The organism is Actinomadura sp. 1N219 (assembly GCF_044326405.1).
GTDB lineage: Bacteria > Actinomycetota > Actinomycetes > Streptosporangiales > Streptosporangiaceae > Spirillospora.
Genome location: NZ_JBIRAY010000004.1, coordinates 293,841 through 317,563 on the forward strand (window position 1 = coordinate 293,841; position 23,723 = coordinate 317,563).

Here is a 23,723-nt window from a genome sequence, read left to right on the forward strand (position 1 = left end):
GGCACAACACGGCTCCAGCCGGACGGTATTCCGTGAAGGCAAAAGGTGAGGCCCGGGGACACCAGGCACACCGGCTGTCATGTGTAACCGACGGGACCCTGCGATTGTTCCCGGCCTCGCAGATCCGTGAACGCGCCCGTCCGGCGGACGGTGTGCCAGCCCAGCCGGGCCCCCAGCAGCGCGGTGGCCACGGACTGGACGACGACCAGGTACATCAGCTGCCGGTAGACGAACTGCTGGAGCGGCAGGGTCCAGAGCGGGCGGATCCGTTCGCCGTCCAGCCAGAGTGCGTAGGCGCCGGCGGCGGCCTGCGCGGTGACGAAGACCAGCCACGTGAGGAGCGGCACGGCCGGGTCGAGGAACACCACGCCGAACAGCGCGAACAGGTCGATGGCGGGCGCGAACAGCGGCAGCACGATCTGGAACAGCGTCAGGTAGGGGAGGCAGCGGCGTCCGAACCGTCCCGAGCCGCCGCTCTCGATGACGGAGCGGCGGTGCTTCCACATCGCCTGCATCGTGCCGTAGCACCAGCGGTAGCGCTGCCTCCACAGCTGCCGCAGCGTGGACGGCGCCTCCGTCCACGCCAGGGCCTTCTCCTCGTAGACGACGCGCAGGCCGGTGCGGCAGATCGCCATGGTGAGGTCGGTGTCCTCGGCGAGGGTGTCGCCCGGGACGCCGCCCAGCCGCGCCAGCACCGACCGGCGGAACGCCCCGATCGCGCCGGGGACGGTCGGCATGCACCGCAGGACGTCGAACATCCGCCGGTCGAGGTTGAACCCGATCACGTACTCGATGTGCTGCCAGCGGCCGAGGATGCCGCCGCGGTTGGCGACCTTGGTGTTGCCGCTGACCGCCCCGACCCCGGGGTCGGCGAACGGCGCGACGAGGTGGCGGACGGTGTCGCGCTGGAAGACGGTGTCGCCGTCCACGAGCACGAGGATCTCGGCGCGGGCGACCCCGATGCCCGCGTTGAGCGCGCTGGGCTTGCCGCCGTTGGGCTTGCGGATCAGGTGGACGGTCGGCAGTGCGATCGACTCGACGATCAGCGCGGTGCGGTCGGTGGAGCCGTCGTCCACGACGATGACCTCGACGGTGCCCGGGTAGTCGGTGTCCAGGAGCGAGGCGACCGTCGAGGCGATGTTCGCCTCCTCGTTGTATGCGGGGACGATCACGGAGACGGGCGGGAACGGGTCGGGTGGCAGCTCGTTGTCCAGCATGTCCGACATTTCCGGGTCGGGCTGGAACCCGTCGGGGACGGTCGCGCGGGTGGCGGTCTCGCGGGTGGCGGTTCCGGGGGCGGCGGTCCCCGGGTTGGCATGCCGGCCCCGGCGCGACAGGCCCCGGACGCGCCGCATGTGGACGTGCGCGAACAGCAGCAGCATCACGAGCCGCAGCACGTACGCGATCCCGGCCACCGCGAACAGCACGCCCATCGTCCCGGTGAGGGCGGACGCGGAGCGCTGCGCGGCGACGAGCGTCCAGCCGACGGCCTTCTCGTGTGCGGGCACCCGGACGACCGCGGAGGGCATGCCCAGCGCCTCCGTGAGCGTCGTGAAGCGGTACCCCTGCGGCTGGAGCCGCCGGATGATCTGCTCGACGGCCGCGACGGTGTCGGCCCGGTCGCCGCCTGAGTCGTGCAGCATCACCACCGCGCCCTCGCCGCGCCCCGCCCCGGCCAGCGCCGCCTGGACGATCTTCGCGGTGCCGGGACGCGCCCAGTCCTCGGTGTCGCGGTCGGTCAGGACGACGACGTACCCGTCCTCGCCCGCCCGCTCGGCCGCACGCCACTCCGGCCCGGTCAGGCCGTCCGGACGGGACGAGTACGGCATCCGCATCAGCCTCGTGTGCACGCCCGCCGCCCCCGCCAGCGCCCGCTGCGTGAGATCGAGCTCCAGGCCCGCCCGCCACGCCGGGGCGGTCGCGAGGTCCACATGCGAGTACGTGTGCGAGCCGATCTCGTGGCCCTCGCGGAGGATCCGGCGGGTCAGCCCCGGATTCTCGGCCACGCGCGCGCCGACCGTGAAGAACGTGGCGTGCGCGCCGTGGCGGCGCAGGACGTCCAGCAGGCGGGGCGTCCAGACCGGGTCGGGGCCGTCGTCGAACGTCAGCGCGATCGTCTTCAGGGGCATGCGCCGGCCGCGCGGGACGCCATCCGCGAGGTTGACCACCGGTCCGCCGGACGCGACCGCGCCCGGAACCGTCCCCTTCCCGGCGTCCGGGCTCTCGTCCCGCGGCGCCTCGCCCACGGCGCCGTTGGCGAACCCGTCCAGCAGCAGAAGCACGGTCAGCACGAGGCCGCCGAGCACCAGCAGGACCCAGTGCCCCCGGGGCTCGGCGCGCCGCGCGATCAATTGCTCTTCTTCTTGCGTCCCCACGCGGGCGGGCTCGCCTGCGACTTGCCCGGACGGCTCGTGGACGTGGGGGGCGGGGCCGGCGACGGCGCGGCGGAGGACCCGGACGGCGCGGAAGCCGCGCCCTCGCCCCCTCCGGCCGAACCGGGCCGACCTGCGGCGCGCTGGTCACGCGGCTTCTCCGACGGGACGGCCGGACGGCTCAGCTCCACGCTCGGGCGTCCGGACGGCTCCTTCCAAGGCGTCAGCGGCACGTCCGGGCCGGTCGCCATGCCGATGCCCAGCGCGCCCAGGAACACGATGAGCACCGCCCCGGCGGCGAGGCCGAGCCGCCGCCCGAGCCGGGCCCGCCCGCCGGTCGAGTCGACGAACACGGGCGCGGCCGCCGTCTCCGTGACGGGGTCGGGCTCCGTGAGCGGCGCGGTCTCCATGAGCGACTCGATCTCCGTGAGCGGCGCGGGCTGCGTGAGCGGCGCGGGCTGCGCGAGCGGCGCGGGCTGCGTGACGGGCTCAGTCCCGGTGACCGGCGGGATGCCCGTGACGACCAGCTTGTCCCGGCGGTGGCGGGCACTGCCGGATATGGGGTCGCGGATCATTTCCGTCCAGATTTCGTCACACTTCGTGAGGGGTGGCGAACGCCCGGGTGCCGTGCCGACCCGGACGTTCACTGGTTCAGCGCCGAACACCCGCGTACATGTCACACGCCTGTCAGAATCCCTGCACAATGGCGTGGGTGGAACGGGCCGACGAGGAGGATCTCGGCCGTGCCCTGCGGGCGGCGCAGGACGGCGACGAGGAGTCCTTCCGCATGCTCTACCGCGACGTCCAGCCCCGCCTGATCCGCTTCGCCGGCGCGCTCGTCGGCCCGGACGCCGAGGACGTGACGTCGGAGGCCTGGCTGCAGATCGCCAGGGACCTGCCCACCTTCCGCGGCGACCTCGACGGCTTCCGCGGCTGGACCGCGACGATCACCCGGCACCGGGCGCTGGACCACCTGCGCCGCAAGTCGCGCCGGCCCGGATCCGACCTCCCCGTCGAGGAACTGGTCACGATGGCCGCCGAGGCCGACACCGAACTCGACGCCCTCGACGGCATCGCCACGCAGGACGCCCTGCGGCTGATCTCCGAACTCCCCCGCGACCAGGCCGAGGCGGTCATGCTCCGCGTCGTCGTCGGCCTGGACGCGAAATCCGCCGGAAAGGTCCTCGGCAAGCGGCCCGGCGCCGTCCGGACGGCGGCCTACCGCGGCCTGCGGCGCCTCGCCGAGCGGCTGGCGCCCGCCGATCCGGACACCGCGTCACCCGCCGATCCGGACACGGCGCCACCGACCGACCCGGACGCGGCGCCACCCGCCGATCCGGACACCGAGGACGCGGCGTCCGGCACCCGTCCCTTCGCCCAGAGTGACAAAAGCGGTGGTACCGGCGCTGAAGGGGTGACATGAGCGACCATCACCAGCCCGGAAACCTCGACAGGCGGGCCGCCGAGCGCCTCCTCGACGGCGCGTACGACCATGCCCGCCTGCACGCCCTCCTCGCCGCGGCCGCAGCGCCGGGCCGTCCGGAGGAACTCGCGGGCGAGGACGCCGCCGTCGCCGCCTTCAGGGCCGCGCCGCGTCCCGAGCCCCGGTCCAGGACGGCCGCCCTGCGCCGCTTTCTGACGATCAAAGCCCTGGCCGTCGCGGGCGGCGCGCTCATCCTGACCGGAGGGGCCGCCTACGCCACGATCACCGGGCAGCTGCCGGGCCGCGACCCGGCGCCGTCGTCGCCCAGCCCGTCGCACCGGGAGGGCAAGGACACGAATGGCGACGAGAACCCGGCCACCAGGTCCTCGTCGCCGGCGCCGCCGTCCACGGGGTCGCCGCACGGCAAGTCGAAGCAGCACGGCAAGTCGGGCGCACCGGGACAGCAGAAGAAGACCAAGGAACCCAAGCCCCGTCCGCCGAGGCACACCCCGGAGCCTCCGCGCGGGCCCGGCGTCGACAACGGCAACACGCCCACCGAGGGCGGCGCCGCACCGGGCAACACCACGACGAGCGGCGGAACCCCGGGCGAGAACCCTCCGCCGACCACCGCCCCCCGCAGGGGAACCGGCTCAGGAGTCGGGAGCACCACCGGCACCGGCACCGGCTCACGGTACTGACACTTCGGCGTCGGTCAGGTCGCGGACGCCTGTCGTTCGTTCCGGTTCGACTTGTGGGCCCACCTGGCCGGGTCCGCTTCCAGGGCGGGCCTGTCCCAGCCGCCGAGGTCGGCCGCCGCCTCATAGGTGCCTTGCAGGAATTCGAGCAACGCCTCGTCGGGGCTGGGGGCGGTGCGCACCTCCTCGTACGGCAGCAGGAACTGGCCGTTCTCCCGGCTGTAGAACGCGCCGGACGGCCCCACCGGACGGTCGGCGAACCCGTCCGGCTCGGGGTAGGCGTAGGCGTAGAAAGCACCCTCGTCACCGCCGCCCGGCCAGAAACCGCAGCTGCTCAGCTCCTGGGAGTAGCCCTCTTCCATGACCCAGTCACCGCAGTTGGGGGCGCCGCCCGGGTGCCGGGGCGCGTCCCGTCCGGAGAACCGCGTGCAGGCGAGGTCCATCGCGCCCCAGAAGAAATGCACGGGACTGACCTTTCCTGCAAAACGGGACCGGAACTCGCCCATCACTCGCGCCGCCTGCAGCAGTTGGCGCCAGAACAGGTGCGCCGCTGCGGCGTCGTAGGAGGCGTGCCGGTCGTCCTCCGCGAACGGGATCGACGGGTCGACCTCGTTGGGACGACCCTGAATGGCGGTCTCGATCCCTAGCTGGGCGAGGGCGCGCATCGTCCGGTCGTAGAACTCCGCGACCGGCATGGGCTCCAGCGCGAACCCGCCCGTGCCCCCGTCGCTGGCGCGCACCTGCAGCCGATGCTCGACGAAGTCGAACTCGATGTCGAACGCCCCGCCCTGGTACGGGATCGCGGACGTGGTGAGGCCGCGCGGGCTGACGTACAGCGTCACCTGCCACCAGTGATTCACCAGCGGCGAATTGACGAGCCGGACCTTCCCGACGATCTGCGTCCACATGTGCAACGTGTCACGCGTCTCGCGCCAGTCGTCAACTCGCAACTGAGGCCACGAACCCCGCCCTTGCTCCACAGCCGGCCACCCCCTCCTTCAACCGGACGAATCATGCCCGAGCACGCGCGCCCCAACCCCGGCGGCACACGTCACAGGCAGCCCTCGAACTGCGGGACCTCGACGTCCGAGAGGTCCAGCCCGGACGTGCCGAACCATTTGGCCATGAGGGCCGCCATCGTCCCGTCCTGGTACATCTGGGTGATGGCCCGGTTGAGGGCCTCGCAGCCGTCGGGGTCGCCCTTCCGGATCGCGATGCCCGTCCGCCGCTCCCCGAACCTGGCGTTCAGCAGCCGGAACGCGTCGCCCCGCCGCGTCTTCAGCCCCGCCAGGATCGTGTCGTTCGTCGTGATCGCGTCGATCCGGCCGTCGCCGAGCATCGTCAGGCAGTCGTCGTAGGACCTCGCCGCCACCGGCACCGCCGCCACCTGCCGCTCCCGGGTCACCGCCTCCGCGGCGCCCGATCCCGTGACGGCGCAGATCTTGCGTCCCTTGAGGTCCCGCACGCCGCGCACCTTGCGCTCGGCGTCGCGGACGAGGATGTCCTGGTACGACAGCAGATACGGGCCCGCGAAACCGAGCCGCTGCTTCCATTCCGGTTCGAGCCAGAAGGTCAGCACCATGTCGACCTTCCCGTCCCGCAGCAGTTGCTCCCGATCAGCCGCCAGCGCCGGAGCGAACCGGACCTTCTTCCCCATTTTCTCGGCCAGGTACCGCGACACGTCGACGTCCAGGCCCTCGAACCGTCCGTCCGGCAGCTTGAACCCGATCCCCGGGAGATCCGGCCGGACGCCCGCCACCAGCGTCTCCTGCCCGAGGATGGACGGCTCCTCGCCGCCCGCGCACCCGCTCACCGCGAGGCAGCCCACCAGCCCCAGCGCGACCAGCCCCAGCCGTCGCCGCATCCGCAGACCCCCAAGCCGGTAGCGCGCCGCACCGGACGCCCCGCCCCCGTGAGCAGGGGCCTGCGACCAACGTTCCAAGTACTGATCATCAAAGCCACACCCTGACCGCATTCGGACCGCCCCGATGATCACCACACGCGGAGACGTCCCATCCACCACACACCGCAGAACGTGCGCTCACCGCTTCGCAGGGACGACCTGCGGGGCCCGCTAAGGGGCCAGGGGCACCGTGGCGACTTCGGGAGCGACGTCCAGACGGGCGTTCGCGACGAAGGCGTGGAGGGCGCGCAGGGCCGCGCCGGCGTGGTTGCCCCAGTGGTTGAAGTAGGAGTACTGCCACCACCAGAGGGCTTCCAGCGGACGGTCCTGGTTGTAGTGACGCAGCCCGTGGACGAGGTCGCTGGCGACGTCGACCAGGTCGTCCGACAGGCGGTAGGACGTGGGCTCGGTGTCCTTGTACGGGTCGAACACCTCGACGTACTCGTCCATGACGGACAGGCGCTCCGACAGCCCCTGCCGGACGGCGTCGAGGTCGGGGTCGTCGCCGACCTCGGGCTCCCAGTTGTCCGGGAGGATCACGTCGGCGCTGGCGCCGAGCTGCGCGCCCGCCAGGATGACCTGTGACACCTCGAGAAGGAGCAGCGGGACGGTATGGACGCCGCCGTCGCCGCGCGCGACGGCCTCCAGTCCGTTCAGATAGTTGTCGACGTGGCACGCCACACGTTCGGCTAGGGCGTTCCAGTCCTGCGGGCTGTTGGTGTCAGACATCGAGCAGCCTCCGTCCTTCGAATGCGCGGCCAAGGGTGACCTCGTCGGCGTATTCGAGGTCGCCACCCACCGGCAGGCCGCTGGCCAGACGGGTGACGGTGAGGCCCATGGACTTGACGAGCCGGGCGAGGTACGTCGCCGTCGCCTCGCCCTCCAGGTTGGGGTCGGTGGCGAGGATCAGCTCGGTCACCGACCCGTCCGCGAGGCGCTGCATCAGCTCACGGATGCGCAAATCGTCCGGTCCGACGCCCTCGATCGGGCTGATCGCGCCGCCGAGGACGTGGTAGCGCCCCCGGAACTCGCGGGTCTTCTCGATCGCGACGACGTCCTTGGACTCCTCCACGACGCAGATCACGTGCGGGTCGCGGCGCACGTCCCGGCAGATCCGGCATTCCTCTTCTTCCGCGACGTTCCCACACGTCTTGCAGAAGCGGACCTTGTCCTTGACCTCCTTGAGCGCCTTGCCGAGGCGTTCCACGTCGGCGGGGTCGGCGGCGAGAAGGTGGAAGGCGATCCGCTGCGCGCTCTTGGGGCCGACGCCGGGCAGCCTGCCCAGCTCGTCGATGAGGTTCTGAACCACCCCCTCGTACAACGGACCCCTCCTTTCTGCTACGTCCTATGTCGTCCGATACCGCCGCCCTGATCAGGCGCCGCCAGGTCCCCCCGAACCACCGCCGGGGCCGCCGCCGAGCCCGGGAAATCCGCCGGGCAATCCGCCACCGCCGGCTCCGCCGCCGAGGCCGGGGATGCCGCCCCCGCCGCCCAGCCCTTGGGCGAGCGGTCCCATCTTCTCCTGCTGCAACTCCTGCACCTCGCGTCCGGCATCGCGGATCGCGGCCAGGACCAGGTCGGCGATGGTCTCCGCCGTGTCGGCCGGATCGTCGACGTCGACGGCCTTCGGGTCGATCGTCAGCCCCGTGATCTCGCCCTGCCCGTTGACCGTCGCGCTGACGAGCCCGCCCCCGGCGGTCCCCGTCACCTCGGCCTCCGCGAGCTCGCGCTGCGCACTGAAGAGCTGCTCCTGCATGGCCTGCGCCTGCTGGAGCAGTTCCTGCATGTTCAAACCACCGGGTTCCACGGTGCACCTCCCTCTTCGGGCCCTAGTGAGGACCATCTCCTGGCGCTCCGCCAGCCACCGGACGTCCGTCCCCCGAGACTACGGGTTCGCACCAGGATGCGGTAAGAGCGCCCACCGGTGTGCCGACTCCCCCCAATCCCCGCCAACGGCCGGTTGAGTCACCCGGCTGGACGCGGCTGCACCGCACCCTCGTCGACGCGATCGCCCGGCACGCGGACGCCCAGATGCATCCGCTGGAGATCGCCGGATGGATCCCGCATGTGACCGTGCTACGCCTGACCGCCGAGGCGCTGGATCAACGTGAGCAGGTCTTCGCGGCGGCCCAGTGGGCAGGACTCCCGTCGAACACCTCATTCACCGTCCGGAGCCTGCGCATGGAGCGCCTGGACTGGACGGTTACGAGTTGTCGTTCTCTCGGATGATCTGGCCGCCGAGTTCGCGCTGGAGGAGTGCTATCCCGTTCATCTCGGCCTCGGCGCCTTCGGCGTCCGCGTCGCCTTCCGGGTCGACCTCGTCGCTCTCGTCCATCGGAGGCGGTTCGGGCGGCGGCGGAGGCTCGTCCGGCGGCGGGGGCGGCGGTTCCTGAGCCGCCTGGTCGGCCCTCGGAGCCGACTGCTGGGCGGACGGCTGGACGGGCGGCCGCGGCTGAGGTGCCGGGTTCGGTGTGGCCGCGGCACCGAACCCGCCGTTAGGGCCTGATCGACCGGGCGGAGACCCTGCCGGTGCTCCGCCGACGACGGTCTCGATCCGCCAGTCGACGCCCATCCGCTCCTTGAGGACCTCGCGAAGGACGGTGTCACGGCCGCCGTTGACGAAACCGAGGCGGCGTCCCTCCGCGTCGAACCCCAGGGTGAGGATCCGTCCGTCGAGCGAAACCGGCTGCACCCCGGCCATGATGACCATCCAGGTCGCGCGGCTCTTCTGCTTGACCGCCTCGACGATGTCCGGCCAGAGCCGCTGAACGGACGAGAAGTCCACCCCCCCGCCCGAACCCGCAGCCTGCCCGCCCGACGCGCCTCGGGCGGGGCCAGGAGACGAAGCCGCGGATCGCTCGCCGGACGCGCCGCCGACGGGACCACTGGGCGGGGCCGCGGGAGCGGTGGGGTGAGCCGCAGGGCCGACTGGCGAGCTCTCAGCGGGACCGGCCGGTGTGCTGTCGGAAGGCCCGCCGCGGGGCGCGGGGCGGCGGTTATCCACAGAGTTCTGTTCGGAGGGTGCTGTGGTGGGCCGGGGGTTGACACTAGAAGTGGGGTCGCCCCCCTGGGAGGGCGGGGGCTGCTCTCCGCGCGTCTCGGGAACGTCCGGGCCACTCTGGGCGGGGGTTTCCCGCGGCGGGGGCGTGGGGGCGGACATGATCGCCTGCGGCATGGCACCGCCCCCCTGGCCGCCCGCGAATCCGCCCTGGGCGGCCTGACGTTCCAGACGGTCGAGGCGGGCGAACATCGACGCCTCGTCCTCGTAGGCGGCGGGAAGGAGGATGCGAGCGCAGATCAGTTCCAGCAGCAGCCGCGGAGACGTGGCGCCGCGCATCTCGGTCAGTCCGGTGTGCAGGAGGTCGGCGGCGCGGGTCAGCTCCCCCGGTCCGAGGGAGGACGCCTGGCGCCGCATGTCCTCCAGCTCGTCCGGCGGGACGTTCAGCAGCCCCGAACCGCCCGCCTCCGGGACGTTCGACAGGATGACCAGGTCGCGGAAGCGTTCCAGCAGGTCGGCGGTGAAGCGGCGCGGATCCTGGCCGCTCTCGATCACCCGGTCGATCGCGGCGAAGACGGCGGCGCCGTCGCGGGCCGCGAAAGCGCCGATGACCTCGTCCAGGAGCGCCGAGTCGGTGTATCCGAGCAGCGTGACGGCCCCGGTGTAGGTGATGCCCTTCTCGTCCGACCCGGCGAGGAGCTGGTCGAGGATCGAGAGGGTGTCGCGGGCCGAGCCGGCGCCCGCCCGGACGGCCAGCGGCAGCGCCGACGACTCGTACGGGACGTTCTCCGCCTGCAGAATCTCCTCGACGAGTTCCTGCAGGACGCCCGGCGGGATCAGCCGGAACGGGTAGTGGTGCGTCCGGGACCGGATCGTCCCGATGACCTTCTCCGGCTCGGTGGTCGCGAACACGAACTTCAGGTGCGGCGGGGGCTCCTCGACGAGCTTCAGCAGCGCGTTGAAGCCCTCTCGCGTGACCATGTGCGCCTCGTCGATGATGTACACCTTGAAGCGCGCCGAAACCGGCGCGAAGAACGCCCGTTCCCGCAGGTCGCGAGCATCGTCGACACCACCGTGGGACGCGGCGTCGATCTCGATCACATCGATGTGGCCCGTCCCGGCGGGCCCGAGCGCCACGCAGGAATCGCACTCGCCGCACGGATCGGGCGTCGGCCCCTGTTCGCAGTTCAGCGAACGGGCGAGGATCCGGGCACTGGACGTCTTGCCGCAGCCGCGCGGGCCGCTGAACAGGTACGCGTGGTTGATCCGGCCGTTGCGCAGCGCCTGCTGCAGCGGCTCGGCGACGTGTTCCTGCCCTTTCAGCTCGGCGAACGTCGCTGGCCGGTACTTGCGGTACAGAGCCAGACTCATCGGGGGTCCGCCCTCCCTCGAGAAGCAGAGCGTCGGAAGTGCAGTGTCGCCGTCAAACCAAGGGACCCCCCGCACACCCGCCAGAGCCTGCTTATCCTTGCTGCCTTCCGGCCCTGGGGAGGTTCACAGGGTGACGCCGTGCGAGGGGTCTGCCTCAGTCTATGGCATCCCACGCACAGGATTGCCACGCTTCCCGCGTAGTCTGCGCCGCATGCCCGCCCCGACACACGACACGCTCTTGCACATAGCCGAACGGGCCCACTGGGAGGCCGCCCGCGACACGGGAGTGTCGTACAGCATGTCGACGCTAGGCAGAACCCTCGACGAGGAGGGCTTCATCCACTGCTCGTCCGACATGCCCCAACTGGAGGGCGTCCTCGACCGCTTCTATGCCGCCGTCCCCAGGTCAGCCCTAGTGCTCCTGGTCATCGACATGTCGCGTCTGGACGCCCCCGTCCGCTACGAGCAGGTCGGCGACGACCTCTTCCCGCACGTCTTCGGCCCGATCCCGGTCTCGGCAGTAATTGATGTCAGGTCACTGCCCGAGACCCGGTAGGCTTTCCCGCGGAGGATTCGCCTAGTGGCCTAGGGCGCACGCTTGGAAAGCGTGTTGCGTGCAAGCGCTCGCGAGTTCGAATCTCGCATCCTCCGCCACCTCAAGGCCGGTACCCACAGCGGGTACCGGCCTTCTCTCGTCTCACGCCCAGCCCTCCCCCCGAACCGAAACCGCGTCCCGAGCGGTAGGTGGGCGGGTGGTGTCGCGTGCGCGTAGCGTCCTGCGTCGTTGGAGTGGGCGCGTGTGCTTGGTGGGTGGTCGGGCGTTTGGTTGTTGTGAGAGGGGTTGCGTTGGGTGGTGATCGGTCGGCTCAGGGAGGCGGCCGGTCTTGGTCAGTGGGGTGGCGGGTGGGGTGTTGGTAAACGAGATGTCCGGTGGACGGTAGTTTCCCACGAAGGCGTTGAACTGCGAGGTAACCGTTTACCAGCGGCGGTAAGTGGAGTGACTCATGTTGTTGAGTCGCCTTCTCCGGGTCATGGGGACGCCGTAGACTCGGAGGGTGATCTTCAAGGCGGTGGGCGATGGACGGCCCTATCCGGAGCACGGGTTCTCGTCCCGGGACTGGGCCAAGATCCCGCCTCGCCAAGTCCGCCTCGATCAGCTGGTGAGCACGAAGCGCGAGATGGACCTGCAGTCGCTCCTCTCGAAGGACTCCACGTTCTACGGAGACCTGTTTCCGCACGTCGTCCAATGGCACGGCGAGCTCTACCTGGAGGACGGCCTGCACCGCGCGCTGCGGGCGGCACTGCATCAGCGGCTCGTCCTGCACGCCCGCGTCCTGGATCTGGACGCCGTCGACCTGAGCTGATCAGCGGGCCCTGGCCGGCTCGCGCGTGCCGACCTCCGGGCGGGCCGAACGTGTCGCGGCGCTCCGTGTCCGGGCCGCCGGGCGGACGAACCCCGGGCGTGCGGCCAGCAGTCCGAACAGCACCTCGGGAACGACCAGGGCGAGCAGCAGGGCGAGGGGGACGTTCCAGCCGCCCGTCGCGTCGTGCAGGACGCCGACCGCGAGCGGCCCGAACCCGGCGAGGAGGTATCCGCCGGTCTGCGCCATCCCGGACAGGCCCGCGGCGATCGAGGGGCTCGCCGCGCGCAGGTTGAGGAGCGTGTAGGCGAGGGGGAACGCGCTGCCCGTGCCGAGGCCGAGCACCAGCACCCAGATCCACCCGGCGGACGGGGCCAGCATCAGGCCGCCGAGGCCCGTGACCATGGTGATCGCGACGGCGGCGACGAGCGGACGCTGATCGCGCAGGCGGGCGGCGAACACGGGGACGAGGAAGCCCAGCGGGATACCGGCGATCATCATGGCGGACACCATCATCCCGGCGGCCGCGGGCGCGTACCCGGCGTCCCGCATGATCTCCGGCAGCCACGACATCAGGACGTAGAACATCAGCGACGCCAGGCCCATGAAGACCGCGACGTACCAGGCGATCGGGGAGCGCAGCAGCGAACCGCCGTCCGCCGAAGCCGTGGCCGGGGTCGAGGCCGGAGTGTTCGGGGGCACCGTGGTGCGGCGGCCTCGGATGGCGAGCGGTCCCCACACGAGCAGCGCGATCACGGACGGGACGGCCCAGACTGCGAGGGCGACCCGCCAGCCTCCGGCCTCGTCCAGCGGCACCGCGAGTCCGGCGGCGACGGCCCCACTGGCCGCCATGAGCATCATCGCCAGGCCGGTGAGCGAACCGACGCGGGCCGGGAACGCGCGCTTGATGACGGCCGGCATCAGGACGTTGCCCGTCGCGATCCCCGCACCTGCCAGGATCGTTCCAACGAACAGCGAGACCGGCGACTCGACCACGCGCAGCAGAATCCCCAGCGTGATCATGACAAGGGACCCGGCGATGGCGACCTCGGCGCCGAGCCGCCGCGCGACCGCCGGGGCGACGGAGGCGAAGACGCCCAGGCAGAGCACCGGAAGCGTGGTCAGGACACCGACCTCGGCGCCGGACAGGCCGAACACGTCGCGCAGATCGCCGAGCACCGGCGTGATGCCGGTGATGGCGGCGCGCAGGTTGATCGTCAGCAGCACCAGGCCGATGAGCGACCAGACGGCCGTGGCGCGGGGCAGGTGGGTTCTCATCTCGTCCTTCGTCATGCGCCGGTAGGCACGCGCGTCCACAAGGGCGCGCGATCTACCGGATACGTACGGTTTCGCTTCGCACCGGCGCCGACCCTCGGATCGATCGATTGGTCGGCCGGTCAGTTTTCGCTCATGCGGCCCGCCCGGGCGGCCCGCCTCCGCAGCCCGTCTGGCGTCCGGTCTGGGCGGCCCCGTCTGGCGTCCAGTCCGTGCGGGTCAGTCCGGTCAGTCCGGTCAGTCCGGGTCCGCTGGGCGGCTTGCCGACTGCAGGACCGGTGCCCCGCTATTCGCCTGGGCTCGGACGGCGCCGTGTGGGCGACTGCGGAGGCGTCGGCTCCGCTGTGGCCTGGGGACTTGCTGCGGGGGCGGCTACGGATGGGGCTCTCTGGCGGGTTCGGGACGGCCGGTCGAGGCGAGGATCTGGTCCAGGCATGCGTGCGTTGCCCGCGTTGCCGCCTCCGCGTCGCAGGCCTCGATCGCGGCGGCGATGGGCCCGTGCGGGACGTCCTCGTGTTCGAGGAGGGTGCCCGCCGCGCCGATGCTGGCCCTGAGCGCGGCACTGAAGTCGCGGTACAGGTCCGTCAGCACCCGGTTGTGGGTGGCCTCGACGACGGCGGTGTGGAATGTGAGGTCCGCCTCGACGAACGTGGAGTGATCGCCCGCCGCCCATGCCGCGTCCCGGCGCGCGAGAGCGACCGCGATGGCGGCGACGTCGGCCTCGGTGCGGCGCGCGGCGGCGAGGCGGGCCGCCTCGACTTCCAGTCCGCGCCTCACTTCAAGGATCTCGACGAGCTCCGCCGTCTCCAACCGCCGCCGGACGGCGCCGGACAGCTCGCTCGTGGCCCGCACGTACGTCCCGTCCCCCTGACGGCTCTCCAGGAGCCCCGCATGAGTTAGCGCACGCACGGCTTCGCGGACGGTGTTGCGCCCCACCCCGAGGGTCTCGGACAGCACCGGCTCCGGCGGAATCTTCGCGCCGACCGGCCACCCGCCGCCAGCGATCTCGTCCCTGAGCTGGTCGATCACCTGATCGACCAGCGACGACCGCCGCGCCGTCCGCAAAGTCACCCCTACCTCCGGTAATCCAGTCATCCTATGTTTCGATGATAGGACACCCAGCACCCTGGATTTATTCCGCCCCAGGCGGAGGGCATCCCTCTGACTGCCGACCCATGCGACTCAGGCGACGGCTGCGGGGAGGAGGCGTCCCTGGAACGAAGTGCGGGTCCGCAGCGTAGTCACGTCGACGCATCGGGCATATCGGCTCGGGACGACGCCTGGTGTGCGCGTCGTCCGTCTGGGGGCGGTCACCGCGGGGACGGCTCGTTGGGGCGCGGGCATGCGTGGAAGCCGTCCTGGATCAGGGACGACCGTGGGTAGAGCGTTGGGCGCCCCGCCGGAGCGCGGACGCCAGTGTGGTCAGACGCGGGCCTTGGCAGTGGACGTTGACGGGGACGCGGACAATCCGGCGGCTTCCAGCGCCTGGCGGTAGGCGATCGCGGCGCGCTCGGCGTCCTGGACGAGTTCGTACAGTTCGCCCAGTTCGCGGAACAGATGGGCGGCCGGACGTCCCGCAGGCAGCGTCGCCAGCTGTTCGGACGCCGCGCGCAGTACAACCTGGGCGGCCGTCGGGTCTCCCTGCGCGACACGTGCACGAGCTAGGACGAGCCGCGCGAGGACGGTCTTCTGCGTCCGTGCCGCCAGGTCGGTGCCAGGCTGCGGAGTCACGGCATGGGAGTGCTCTGGAGCGGACAAAGCCAACCCTGTGTCGAGGAACTGTTCCAGGGTGGCGATGGCGTCGTCCAGGTCGCCGACCAGTACGAGCGCGCGCGCTTTGGCGATGGTGCTCTCAGTGGACTCTTCACCATTGAGACCGGCCGTCCCCTGCAAGAGCTGCAGCGCCTCCTGGGCGGCCTCTGGGGAGCCTTCGGGACGCGGACGTTCAAACCCGTACTCCCCAGCGGGCACAGCATCGGGCTGTGCAACCGCCGAGAACGGCGTAACCCCCCTGAGCAGCGCCTTGGCCGCCGCAAGGGAAAGACGTGCGCGAGACTGCGTCGGGCCGGTGTCGCCGCGTGCGGCCAGGGCCTGGTCGGCGAAGTACAGCGAGTCGCCGATCGTCCCTTCTTCCAGTGCACGCATGCTGGCTCGCTGGTAGTGGACGCTCGCCGGCTCGTCCGCGCCGCTCTTGAGCAGCCGCCGTCCGAGCTCATGCGCGCGCGCGGGATCGGAGCGATCCACATAGGCGAGCAGCAGAATGCGTCCGACCTCTGTGTACTCTTCGCCGACGCCGAGCCCGAGCTGGTTCAGCCGTTCGACGGCCCGCTCGCCGAGCGCGATGGCCTGGCCCAGGTCGCCGACGGCGTGGTAGCAGCGCGCCAGCGCGATGACGGGCGGCAGCCAGCTCGCGCGTCCCGGGTCACGCTCGGCCTGTTCGCGCAGCTCCTCGAAGAGGGCGATCGCGTCGTCGACGCGGCCCAGCTCCTCCAGGGCGCGGGCGCGGCCCCAGCGGGCGCGGGACGTGAGGTCTGGGTCGTCGCTGCGGGCGATCACCTCGTCGAAGCCCGCCTCGGCGGTGACGGGGTCGCCGCGCAGCAGCGCCAGGTGGGCGTGGCGCTCCCGTACCTCGAGGTGGGCGCGCTGCTCAGGCTCGACGCCCTCGGCGAGGTATTCGGGCGTGCAGCCGAGACGCTCGGCCAGCATGCGCAGGACGGTCGGCGTCGGAGTGCGCTTGCCCGATTCGATCAATGAGATGTAGCTGTCGGAAAGGTCGTGACCGGCGAGCTGTGCCTGCGACAAGCGTCTGGTCAGCCGCAGGTTGCGGACACGTTCGCCGACGTTGCCTGGACCCGGCATGTGGACTCACTTAGCGGAAGTAAACAGGCGGCTGGGGTGCCGACATGATTGCACATTGCGGGTTATCGCACATCGAGAGTAACGAAGCGACAAGAGAAGAGACCCCCTGGTCGGGCCCGCCGGGCCCCCATGCGCACGCTGCCGCGGCGCCCTGGCGCGCCGGTTCCCGCCGGTGCATGCCCCGGCGACGGCCGCGCCCGTCACCCTCGGACGGTATCCGACCATCCAGAAAAGATCGCCAAAACCGCCGATATTGTCCAGCCAACCGCGTCCGCCGGCTACTCCCAAGAACACAGACGCAGACGCGGACGCGGGCGCGGGCCCGCACAGGCTGGCAGACGCGAAGCCGCGCGGGAGGGCCGGCGCGGGGTGGTGGGGGTGGGTCGTGGTCTGGGGACGGGGATGGGGATGGGGCACGCCGGGGCTGTGTCTACTCGTCCGGGCCCGATGCGGTGGGGACGTCGTCCGGCTCGACGGGCTCCCGGGGCCTGCGCGGAGGCGGGGGCGGGGGGAGCGCGGTCTCCGGCTCCGGGTTCTTGTTCGGGAAGATCATTTCGCAGACTTCGAGGTAGAGCTGCTCGGGGTAGGGCAGGTAGTCCACGTTGGTGAGTGCCTGGTCCTGACCGGCGGACTCCAGGATGAACTCCCCGTAGCCGAGCATCCGGCCCGCGATCGTCCGCTTGAAGCTCATGTCGGTGACCTTGGCCAGCGGCATCATCGCGACCTTGCGGGTGATCAGGCCCGTGGTCAGCAGCATCCGCTGGTTGGTGATCACGAAGTAGTCGACGGACCATTCCGCGACACGCCAGACGAACCAGGCCAGCAGGATCAGCCAGCCCCACCACACCCACGTGATGGCGGCGGTGACGGTGTTGCTCAGCACGCCCGCGATGATCAGGCCGCCGAGGACGAGCGCGACCGGGACCATCAGCACGGCCGGGTGCCGCCGCACCGTGATCACCTGGTTCTCGTGCGGGAGCAGGTACTTGTTCACCGAGGCGGGCGCGGAGTCGCCGGGGGTGACGAGCCTCATGGCGGCGGCCTCTCAGGCGAGCGCGTTGACGAAGGTGGCGAGGGAGCCTGCGGCGGAGGCGAGGCCGTTCGCCGCGTTCTCCACCGACTGGGCCGCGCCGTCCGGCTGGTTGATCACGTAGAACGCCACGAAGGCCACGGCGACCCACGTCATGTACTTCTTAGCGGGCACGGGCACCTCCCGGAGCATCGACCCACAGACCCCGGTTCAGTCTCGCACAGCCGGTACCACCGGCAAAGCAGGCGCTATGGCGCGTTGTCGAGTGACGAACGGCGCGTCCTGCGGCGCTTCTCGGCCGCGACGGTGGCGAGCACCTCCAGGTGCCTGCGCGCGATCCGTTCGACGAGATCGGCCGGCGCCGACCCCGTGACCTCCTCGGCACCGTGTCGTGCGGCGGAAACGCACCGGTCCACCGTGTCGGCGCCGTGGACCCCTTCGAACTCCTCGACGAGCCGCTCTTCGATCGCTGTGTAGCGCGGCAGATCGCCGTCCCCCTGGTGAGCCATCACGTGTCCTCGAGCTCGCTCGCACCGCCCGGTCCGTAACGGTCCCCCTGTGCCGGGACGGCGGAGGGGAACGCACATGGCGTTCCGTAGCGCTGTCGTACCCTCTGCCGCCGGGAACGAACATCGCAGGTCACCACCGCGTCCGGATCGTGATCAAGCTCCCGGACGCCGTAATCACCCGCTCAAGCGCACCATGACCGACCGCTCAACGACGTCGCGACCGCCCGCTCGGAGACGCCGTGACCGGCCGCTGGGAGACGTCTTGATCGACCGCTGGGAGACGTCGCGACCGGCCGCTCGGAGGCGTCGTGATCGACCGTTGGGAACAGCATGATCAAGCGTTCGGGACAGGGGGATCGGGCGCTCGGGACAGGGTGGTCGGGGGCCCGGAGGCGTTGTGGACGGGGGGCTCAGACGACGCCGTAGAGGCGGTCTCCGGCGTCGCCGAGGCCGGGCATGATGAAGCCCTGCTCGTTGAGGTGGGAGTCGATCGCGGCCGTCACCACCCGGATGGGCGCCGAGAGGTCGGCGAACGCCTGTTCCAGGTACTTCAGACCCTCGGGAGCGGCGAGCAGGCAGATCGCGGTGACGTCGTCGGCGCCCCGGTCGAACAGCAGCCGGATGGCGGCGGCGAGCGTCCCGCCGGTCGCGAGCATCGGGTCGAGGACGTAGCACTGCCGGCCGGACAGGTCGTCCGGGAGCCGCGTCGCGTACGTCTGGGCCTGCAGGGTGCCCTCGTCGCGGATCATCCCGAGGAAGCCGACCTCGGCGGTGGGCAGCAGGCGGGTCATGCCGTCCAGCATCCCGAGTCCGGCGCGCAGGATCGGCACGACGAGCGGCTTCGGGCTCGCCAGCTGGACGCCCTCGGCCGGGACGAGCGGGGTCTGGACGGTCGCCGCCGTGACCCGCATGTCGCGGGTCGCCTCGTAGGCCAGCAGGGTGACCAGTTCGTCGGCCAGGCGGCGGAATGTGGGGGAATCGGTGCGGACGTCCCGCAGCGTGGTGAGCTTGTGCGCGACGAGCGGATGATCGACGGCGAGGGTCTGCATGCGCTCACCGTAGTCCACCTCGGCCGATCCGCCGGAGGCCGCCGAAACTGGATAGACGCCGTTGAGCTGGGCAGTATGGCGTTATGAACAGCGAAAGCGATCAGCGGCCCGGAGGGCCGGCGCGGGCGCGCGAGTCCGCGGCCGATCCACCGGCGCCGGCGGCGCCTTCCTCCGAGGTCGCGACGCCCCCGCCAGAGGCAGCGGCACCCCAGCCGGACGCCTCGGCACCCCGACCCGACGCCTCCATGTCGCCGCCGGAGGTCGCGGCGTCTCCTCCCGAAGCCGCGATTCCGCCTCCGGAGCACAGGGCGGCGACGCCCCGGGCCGGTGCGGCGGCCGCCGAATCCTCCGCTCCCGGATCTTCCGCTCCCGGCGACCTCGGTGACCCCGTCGCCGGCCGGGCTCCCGCCAACGCTCCCGTCCCCGCCGCCGCGGGGTCCGGCGAGTCCGAATCCCCGGGTTCGGTGACCGATGTCACAGGGGAGCAGGACGTCCAGCCGCGGCCTGGTCCCCAGGGCGACATCTCCCCCGAGGAGGTGCGCGAGCATCTGCGCCGCCGGGCGATCTTCCTGCGGGAACTGGCCGAGGCCCGCGAGCTGCGGCGCCGGGTGACGCCGCACCGGTCCCGCCGCGCGCGGATCCACGCGGCGCTGCGCCGCCGCACCTTCCGGATCAACTGACGCTGATCGACAAGGACGTCGAGGCGGTAGATTCGTGCGGCCGGGCACCGGTTACGCGGGCGGCGCTGACTCCGGGTCTCACGCGCGGGTGCGGCGCCAGTTTGGCGGTCGGGCGCACGAGCGCGCGTCGCATCTGCGACCATGCCCTGGCAGGAGACGCGCCGGTGGGGTGGAAATGACGGATGTGGACGCGACGGACTTCGCCGTCGTGGTGTATCGGGAAGACGAGGGCTGGGAGGCCGAGATCCTCCCGGTGGCGTTGACCGAGGACCTCGCGGGGCTCATCCATGCCCTTCGCCAGCAGCCGAGCCTCGGCGGCACGGTCGGGCTGGTGTCGGTCGGCGACGACTTCTTCGTCGCGATCCGCCTGCTCGGCGACGACGTCATGGTGTTCCTGTCGGACGTCACCGCGTCCGTCGACTGGCCCCTCGCCGGCCAGGTCCTCGACTACCTGGACATCCCGATCCCCGAGGACGAGGAGCTCGACCAGGTCCTCCCCGTCGGCGACATGTCGATCTTCGCCGATCTCGGGCTGGACGAGATGGAGCTCGGCGCCATCTCCGGCGACCTGGAGCTCTACCCGGACGAGATGCTGCTCAGCATCGCCGGCCGCATCGGCTTCGCCCTGGCCTTCGAGCGGGCCATGGACGCCATCGCCTGACCCCCCTTCCACCGCCCTCCACAATCGGTGTTCTCGGACGCGCGGGCTCCCGCCGGAACGACGCTGGCGTCCGCTGGCGTCCAGACGCGGCGGACTCATCTGCGGTGAAGCGGGTGATCCGCTGAGGTGAGGGGTGTGATCGGGGCAACCCCGTGGGTCACAATGAGAACGTGTCCTATTTCGCCGCCGTGTTCGCGCTGACCCCGGAGGGCTGGGTCGGCGCGGAGGCCCTGATCGCCGAGGCCGAGCACGTCGACGACGTCGCCGACCTGATGCGGGAAGCGGCCGTCGAGTCCTATGGCGATCCCGTCGTCCTGCTGATCGAGCAGGACGACGACTGGTTCGCGGTCGTCCGGCTGGACGGCGAGGGCGAGGGCGAGCCGCGCACCTACGTGTCCACCGTCCGCGAGGACGGACTCGGCTCGCTGTTCCAGCAGCTCGTCGGCGAGGTCCCGGACGGCGACCCCGCCGGCGACCCCGCCCTCCTCGAAGACCTGGGGCTCGACGCCAAGCAGCTCAGCGACCTCGGCGAGAGCGCCCTGCCCGGCGACGCACTGCTCACGGTCGCCGAGCAGGCCGGTTTCGGCGAAGAGTTCGACCGCCTCCGTGACTGACCCCAACGCCGCGCCCCGTCCGCCCGCCCCGGGCGTCAAGCCCGCTGCAGCCCCCGTCCCGGACCCCGACCCCACCACCGTCCCAGAGCCCGACCCGGCCACCGTCTCAGAGCCAGACCCCGCCGCCATCCCGGAACCCGATCCGACTGCCGTCCCGGAACCCGACCCTCCTGCCATCCCGGAGCCCGATCCGGCTGCCGTCCCTGGAGCTGGCTCCGCCGCCGTCCCCGAACCCGACCCCGCCGCCGTTCCAGGGGCTGACTCCGCCGCCGTCCCGGATCCCGATCCCGCCGACGTCCCGGAGGAATCCGACCCCGCTGCCGTCCCGGAATCCGATCCGGCTGCCGTCTCGGGGGCTGGCTCCGACGCGGCGGGCGCGCGTGAGCCTGCCGCGGGCGCGGCCCGGGGCCATGCCGTCGATGTCGCGGCTGGGTTCGTGTCGGCGATGCGGCTGGCGTTGCAGGAGGCGCGGGTGGCGTTCGAGGACGGGGAGATCCCGGTCGGGGCCGTCGTCCTGGACGCGTCCGGCCAGGTCATCGGGACGGGTCACAACGACCGCGAACGCAGCGCCGACCCGACCGGGCACGCGGAGATCATCGCGATGCGGGCCGCGGCCGCGTCGCTCGGGGGGTGGCGGCTGTCCGGGTGCACGCTGGTCGTGACGCTGGAGCCGTGCACGATGTGCGCCGGGGCGTCCGTCCTGGCACGGCTGGACCGGGTCGTGTACGGGGCCGTCGACCCGAAGGCTGGCGCGGTCGGATCGCTGTGGGACGTGGTCCGCGACCGCCGTCTCAACCACCGTCCGGAGGTGGTCGCGGAGGTCCTGGCGGACGAGTGCGGCGCGCTGCTCACCGAGTTCTTCGCCCACCGCAGAGTCGGGTAGGCTCTCCCGCGGTGGTGTCGCCTAGTGGACGAGGGCGCACGCCTCGAAAGCGTGTGAAGGGCAACCTTCCGTGGGTTCGAATCCCACCACCACCGCTCTCCAGTAAAGCCGCCGACCCGGGCTTGGGTAGGCGGCTTTCTCATTCATCTGGGGGCGGACGTCAGCCGACCGTGACGAGGGCGACGCCCGCCACGGCGACGGCCATGCCGACGCGCTGGACGACCCGGAGCCGCTCGCTGTAGGCGATCCGGGCCAGCAGTACGGTGATCGCCGGATAGAGGGACGTCAGGACGGCGGCGAGGCTGAGCATCCCCTTGTGGGCGGCGAGGAAGTAGAGCGCGTTCGCGCCTGCGTCGAGGGTGCCGGACAAGAGTGCGAGGCCGATCAGCGTCCGTCCGGACACTCTCGGGCCGAGGCCGCTGCCGCGGACGGCCACGACCAGCAGCGCGACGACGACAACGGTGAGGGTGCCGACGCGTGCGCCGACGATCGGCCACAGGCCGGTGCCGTCCCCGGCGGCCTTCAGCAGGACGAAGAAGATCCCGAAGCAGGCGCCGGACAGCCCGGCCATCAGCGGACCCGAGTCCAGGAGCCGCCGCCACCCGTCCGCGCCGAGCAGCACGCCCGCGCCCGACCCTGCGCCGACCGCCACACCCGCGCCCGACTCCGCGCCGACCGCCACATCCGCGCTCGGCTGAGAACCAACAGCCGCCACGCCCGCACTGGGCACCACGTCACCCGCCCCGGGCGCCACGTCGGCACCGGGCAGCGCGTCCGCGCCGGGCGGCACGTCGGCAGCGAGCGGTGCGTTCGCGCCGAGCGCCACGCCCGCGCGGGGCGTTGCGTTCGTGCCGGGCGGTGCGTCCGCGCTGGGCGGTGCGTTCGCGCCGGACGGTGCGTCCGCTCCGGACGCCGCGCCTGCGCCGGGCGGTGTGTCTGGGCCTGTGGCTGGGGTGGGGCCGGGCTCCATGCTGACGAGGCCGATCGCGATGAGGCACAGGAGCACGCCCGCGATGACGGACGCGTCCAGCCGCTCGCCCTGCAGGACGCCCACGCCGACCGGCAGGATCGCGGCGGCCAGTGCGGATACCGGGGCGACCACGCTCATCGGCCCGCGCGCGAGAGCCCGGTAGAAGGTGATCAGTCCCGCGCCGCCGCTGAGACCGCCCAGGAACCCCAACGCCATCGGCCCGGGCGCGGCATCTCCGCCGCTCAGCAGCGCGGATACCAGGACGACCAGCAGGCCGACCGGAACGCACCAGGTCAGCGCCCGCAACGCGGTCGACTTCCGCGCGACCGCGCCGCCGAGGAAGTCGGCGACGCCGTACGCGAGGGCAGCGCCCAGCGCGAGGACGGTGACCATCACCGTCCGCCGATCAGCCTGCTCGCCACCCGGACGTCCGGTGAGATCGCGCGGAGGCGGTCGGCGAGTCGGTCGCCCGCCTCTTCCAGCCTTTCGATCGGGTACGGCTCAAGGCGTTCGAGCAGGAAGAACCCGTTCTTCGTGGTCTCGGTCAGTCGCGTCCGTACGCACTGCCGCCAGTTCCAGCGGCGGCAGGTCACGCCCGTGTCGTCCCGCCAGACGACCTCGCCCGGGTCCGGGTGCTCGACGGCCGGTTCGCCGTCCGCGATCACGTCGAACGGCTCGTCGCCGGTGGCCCGCACGAGACGCGCCGCGCCCTGGTAGGCGTCGAAGTCCTCGCCGCCGATGGGCAGCGCGTACTCGACGCTCACCGCGTTGTAGGCGTCCACGACCTTGTTGATGGACGGGAGCGTGCCAGCCCGCCGGATCAGCGCGTCCACCGAAGGCCGGGTCCGCTTGGGCTTGGCGCCGAACGCCCGGTACGCCTCGCGCCAGGCCTCCACGTGCGGGTCGGCGGGGTCGGCCTTCTCCGCCGCTTCGGCCAGCCAGCCTTCCGACATGTGGTCGCTCGGCCCGTTCGCCAGGCCCTCGGCGGTCAGGACGAGCACGGCGAAGTCGGGACGCAGCTCCCGTACGGCCTCGTCCACGACAACCCGATCCAGCATTCCAGGCCCCCT

At 71.7% G+C, this 23,723-nt stretch carries 24 protein-coding genes, 2 tRNA genes, 1 other RNA gene and 1 pseudogene; 10 read left to right on the top strand and 18 right to left on the bottom strand.

What is annotated here, in order from left to right; all coding sequences use genetic code 11:
* Positions 1 to 77 precede the first annotated feature (77 nt).
* Together ACH35V_RS16180 and ACH35V_RS16185 are read right to left on the bottom strand one after the other, a co-directional pair.
* Positions 78 to 2,351 (bottom strand): bifunctional polysaccharide deacetylase/glycosyltransferase family 2 protein, encoded by a 2,274-nt coding sequence (locus ACH35V_RS16180; RefSeq protein ID WP_395973117.1) that lies wholly within the window; start codon positions 2,349 to 2,351, stop codon positions 78 to 80.
* On the bottom strand, positions 2,348 to 2,947 hold the full coding sequence (locus tag ACH35V_RS16185) for a hypothetical protein (RefSeq protein ID WP_395973118.1): 600 nt from the start codon (positions 2,945 to 2,947) through the stop codon (positions 2,348 to 2,350). The genes ACH35V_RS16180 and ACH35V_RS16185 overlap by 4 nt, the downstream gene beginning before the upstream one ends.
* 137 nt (positions 2,948 to 3,084) lie before the next feature.
* Here ACH35V_RS16185 and ACH35V_RS16190 point away from each other — a divergent pair, with 137 nt between their 5' ends.
* Positions 3,085 to 3,795 carry an RNA polymerase sigma factor gene (locus ACH35V_RS16190; protein WP_395973120.1) on the top strand — a complete coding sequence of 237 codons (711 nt, stop codon included), beginning with the start codon at positions 3,085 to 3,087 and terminating at the stop codon, positions 3,793 to 3,795.
* On the top strand, positions 3,792 to 4,493 hold the full coding sequence (locus tag ACH35V_RS16195) for a hypothetical protein (RefSeq protein WP_395973122.1): 702 nt from the start codon (positions 3,792 to 3,794) through the stop codon (positions 4,491 to 4,493). The genes ACH35V_RS16190 and ACH35V_RS16195 overlap by 4 nt, the downstream gene beginning before the upstream one ends.
* Before the next feature lie 14 nt (positions 4,494 to 4,507).
* Here the strand turns inward: ACH35V_RS16195 and ACH35V_RS16200 are convergent, their stop codons facing one another.
* The 7 genes from ACH35V_RS16200 to ffs form a co-directional block, all read right to left on the bottom strand.
* Positions 4,508 to 5,470 (bottom strand): DUF5996 family protein, encoded by a 963-nt coding sequence (locus ACH35V_RS16200; protein ID WP_395973124.1) that lies wholly within the window; start codon positions 5,468 to 5,470, stop codon positions 4,508 to 4,510.
* A 71-nt stretch (positions 5,471 to 5,541) separates the two neighbouring features.
* On the bottom strand, positions 5,542 to 6,354 hold the full coding sequence (locus ACH35V_RS16205) for a transporter substrate-binding domain-containing protein (protein WP_395973125.1): 813 nt from the start codon (positions 6,352 to 6,354) through the stop codon (positions 5,542 to 5,544).
* A gap of 210 nt (positions 6,355 to 6,564) precedes the next feature.
* Positions 6,565 to 7,122 (bottom strand): DUF5063 domain-containing protein, encoded by a 558-nt coding sequence (locus ACH35V_RS16210; protein WP_395973126.1) that lies wholly within the window; start codon positions 7,120 to 7,122, stop codon positions 6,565 to 6,567.
* Entirely contained in the window at positions 7,115 to 7,714 is a 600-nt protein-coding gene (gene recR, locus ACH35V_RS16215) for a recombination mediator RecR (protein ID WP_395973127.1), read from the bottom strand. Before recR ends, ACH35V_RS16210 begins: the two co-directional genes overlap by 8 nt.
* A gap of 51 nt (positions 7,715 to 7,765) precedes the next feature.
* Complete coding sequence (locus tag ACH35V_RS16220; protein WP_395973128.1) at positions 7,766 to 8,179, bottom strand: YbaB/EbfC family nucleoid-associated protein; 414 nt, start codon at positions 8,177 to 8,179, stop codon at positions 7,766 to 7,768.
* A 417-nt stretch (positions 8,180 to 8,596) separates the two neighbouring features.
* Positions 8,597 to 10,762 (bottom strand): DNA polymerase III subunit gamma and tau, encoded by a 2,166-nt coding sequence (locus ACH35V_RS16225; RefSeq protein WP_395973129.1) that lies wholly within the window; start codon positions 10,760 to 10,762, stop codon positions 8,597 to 8,599.
* Positions 10,763 to 10,819: 57 nt separating this feature from the next.
* Positions 10,820 to 10,915: signal recognition particle sRNA small type (gene ffs / locus ACH35V_RS16230), an RNA gene on the bottom strand.
* A gap of 58 nt (positions 10,916 to 10,973) precedes the next feature.
* Between ffs and ACH35V_RS16235 the strand changes: the two genes are divergently transcribed.
* The 3 genes from ACH35V_RS16235 (at position 10,974) to ACH35V_RS16245 (ending at position 12,126) form a co-directional block, all read left to right on the top strand.
* Positions 10,974 to 11,318 (top strand): DUF952 domain-containing protein, encoded by a 345-nt coding sequence (locus ACH35V_RS16235; protein ID WP_395973131.1) that lies wholly within the window; start codon positions 10,974 to 10,976, stop codon positions 11,316 to 11,318.
* Between the two features lie 10 nt (positions 11,319 to 11,328).
* A tRNA-Ser gene (locus tag ACH35V_RS16240) sits at positions 11,329 to 11,416 on the top strand.
* A 401-nt stretch (positions 11,417 to 11,817) separates the two neighbouring features.
* On the top strand, positions 11,818 to 12,126 hold the full coding sequence (locus ACH35V_RS16245) for a type II toxin-antitoxin system VapB family antitoxin (protein WP_395973132.1): 309 nt from the start codon (positions 11,818 to 11,820) through the stop codon (positions 12,124 to 12,126).
* On the opposite strand, the gene ACH35V_RS16250 is transcribed toward ACH35V_RS16245, so the two are convergent.
* The 7 genes and pseudogenes from ACH35V_RS16250 to upp form a co-directional block, all read right to left on the bottom strand.
* On the bottom strand, positions 12,127 to 13,416 hold the full coding sequence (locus tag ACH35V_RS16250; RefSeq protein ID WP_395973133.1) for a CynX/NimT family MFS transporter: 1,290 nt from the start codon (positions 13,414 to 13,416) through the stop codon (positions 12,127 to 12,129).
* Between the two features lie 354 nt (positions 13,417 to 13,770).
* Positions 13,771 to 14,469, bottom strand: a complete 699-nt coding sequence (locus ACH35V_RS16255) for a FadR/GntR family transcriptional regulator (protein WP_395973135.1) — start codon at positions 14,467 to 14,469, stop codon at positions 13,771 to 13,773.
* A gap of 351 nt (positions 14,470 to 14,820) precedes the next feature.
* Positions 14,821 to 16,257 (bottom strand): helix-turn-helix domain-containing protein, encoded by a 1,437-nt coding sequence (locus ACH35V_RS16260; RefSeq protein ID WP_395973136.1) that lies wholly within the window; start codon positions 16,255 to 16,257, stop codon positions 14,821 to 14,823.
* A 535-nt stretch (positions 16,258 to 16,792) separates the two neighbouring features.
* A pseudogene (locus tag ACH35V_RS16265) lies at positions 16,793 to 17,290 on the bottom strand (PH domain-containing protein); the annotation flags it as partial.
* A gap of 12 nt (positions 17,291 to 17,302) precedes the next feature.
* A complete protein-coding gene (locus ACH35V_RS16270) occupies positions 17,303 to 17,461 on the bottom strand; it encodes a hypothetical protein (protein ID WP_395973138.1) in 159 nt (52 codons plus the stop codon).
* 74 nt (positions 17,462 to 17,535) lie between these two features.
* On the bottom strand, positions 17,536 to 17,796 hold the full coding sequence (locus tag ACH35V_RS16275) for a hypothetical protein (RefSeq protein ID WP_395973139.1): 261 nt from the start codon (positions 17,794 to 17,796) through the stop codon (positions 17,536 to 17,538).
* A gap of 410 nt (positions 17,797 to 18,206) precedes the next feature.
* Complete coding sequence (gene upp, locus ACH35V_RS16280; RefSeq protein ID WP_395973141.1) at positions 18,207 to 18,845, bottom strand: uracil phosphoribosyltransferase; 639 nt, start codon at positions 18,843 to 18,845, stop codon at positions 18,207 to 18,209.
* Positions 18,846 to 19,309: 464 nt separating this feature from the next.
* Between upp and ACH35V_RS16285 the strand changes: the two genes are divergently transcribed.
* The 5 genes from ACH35V_RS16285 (at position 19,310) to ACH35V_RS16305 (ending at position 21,778) form a co-directional block, all read left to right on the top strand.
* Positions 19,310 to 19,525: a hypothetical protein gene (locus tag ACH35V_RS16285; protein WP_395973143.1), complete on the top strand. Its 216-nt coding sequence runs from the start codon at positions 19,310 to 19,312 to the stop codon at positions 19,523 to 19,525.
* Between the two features lie 175 nt (positions 19,526 to 19,700).
* Positions 19,701 to 20,186, top strand: a complete 486-nt coding sequence (locus ACH35V_RS16290; RefSeq protein ID WP_395973145.1) for a tRNA adenosine deaminase-associated protein — start codon at positions 19,701 to 19,703, stop codon at positions 20,184 to 20,186.
* Between the two features lie 170 nt (positions 20,187 to 20,356).
* On the top strand, positions 20,357 to 20,800 hold the full coding sequence (locus ACH35V_RS16295; RefSeq protein WP_395973146.1) for a hypothetical protein: 444 nt from the start codon (positions 20,357 to 20,359) through the stop codon (positions 20,798 to 20,800).
* A gap of 445 nt (positions 20,801 to 21,245) precedes the next feature.
* A complete protein-coding gene (gene tadA / locus ACH35V_RS16300) occupies positions 21,246 to 21,683 on the top strand; it encodes a tRNA adenosine(34) deaminase TadA (RefSeq protein WP_395973427.1) in 438 nt (145 codons plus the stop codon).
* A 10-nt stretch (positions 21,684 to 21,693) separates the two neighbouring features.
* Positions 21,694 to 21,778, top strand: a tRNA-Ser gene (locus ACH35V_RS16305).
* Between the two features lie 65 nt (positions 21,779 to 21,843).
* Here the strand turns inward: ACH35V_RS16305 and ACH35V_RS16310 are convergent.
* Together ACH35V_RS16310 and ACH35V_RS16315 are read right to left on the bottom strand one after the other, a co-directional pair.
* Positions 21,844 to 23,046 (bottom strand): EamA family transporter, encoded by a 1,203-nt coding sequence (locus tag ACH35V_RS16310; RefSeq protein WP_395973428.1) that lies wholly within the window; start codon positions 23,044 to 23,046, stop codon positions 21,844 to 21,846.
* Positions 23,046 to 23,711, bottom strand: a complete 666-nt coding sequence (locus ACH35V_RS16315) for a B3/4 domain-containing protein (protein WP_395973148.1) — start codon at positions 23,709 to 23,711, stop codon at positions 23,046 to 23,048. Before ACH35V_RS16315 ends, ACH35V_RS16310 begins: the two co-directional genes overlap by 1 nt.
* Positions 23,712 to 23,723 lie beyond the last annotated feature (12 nt).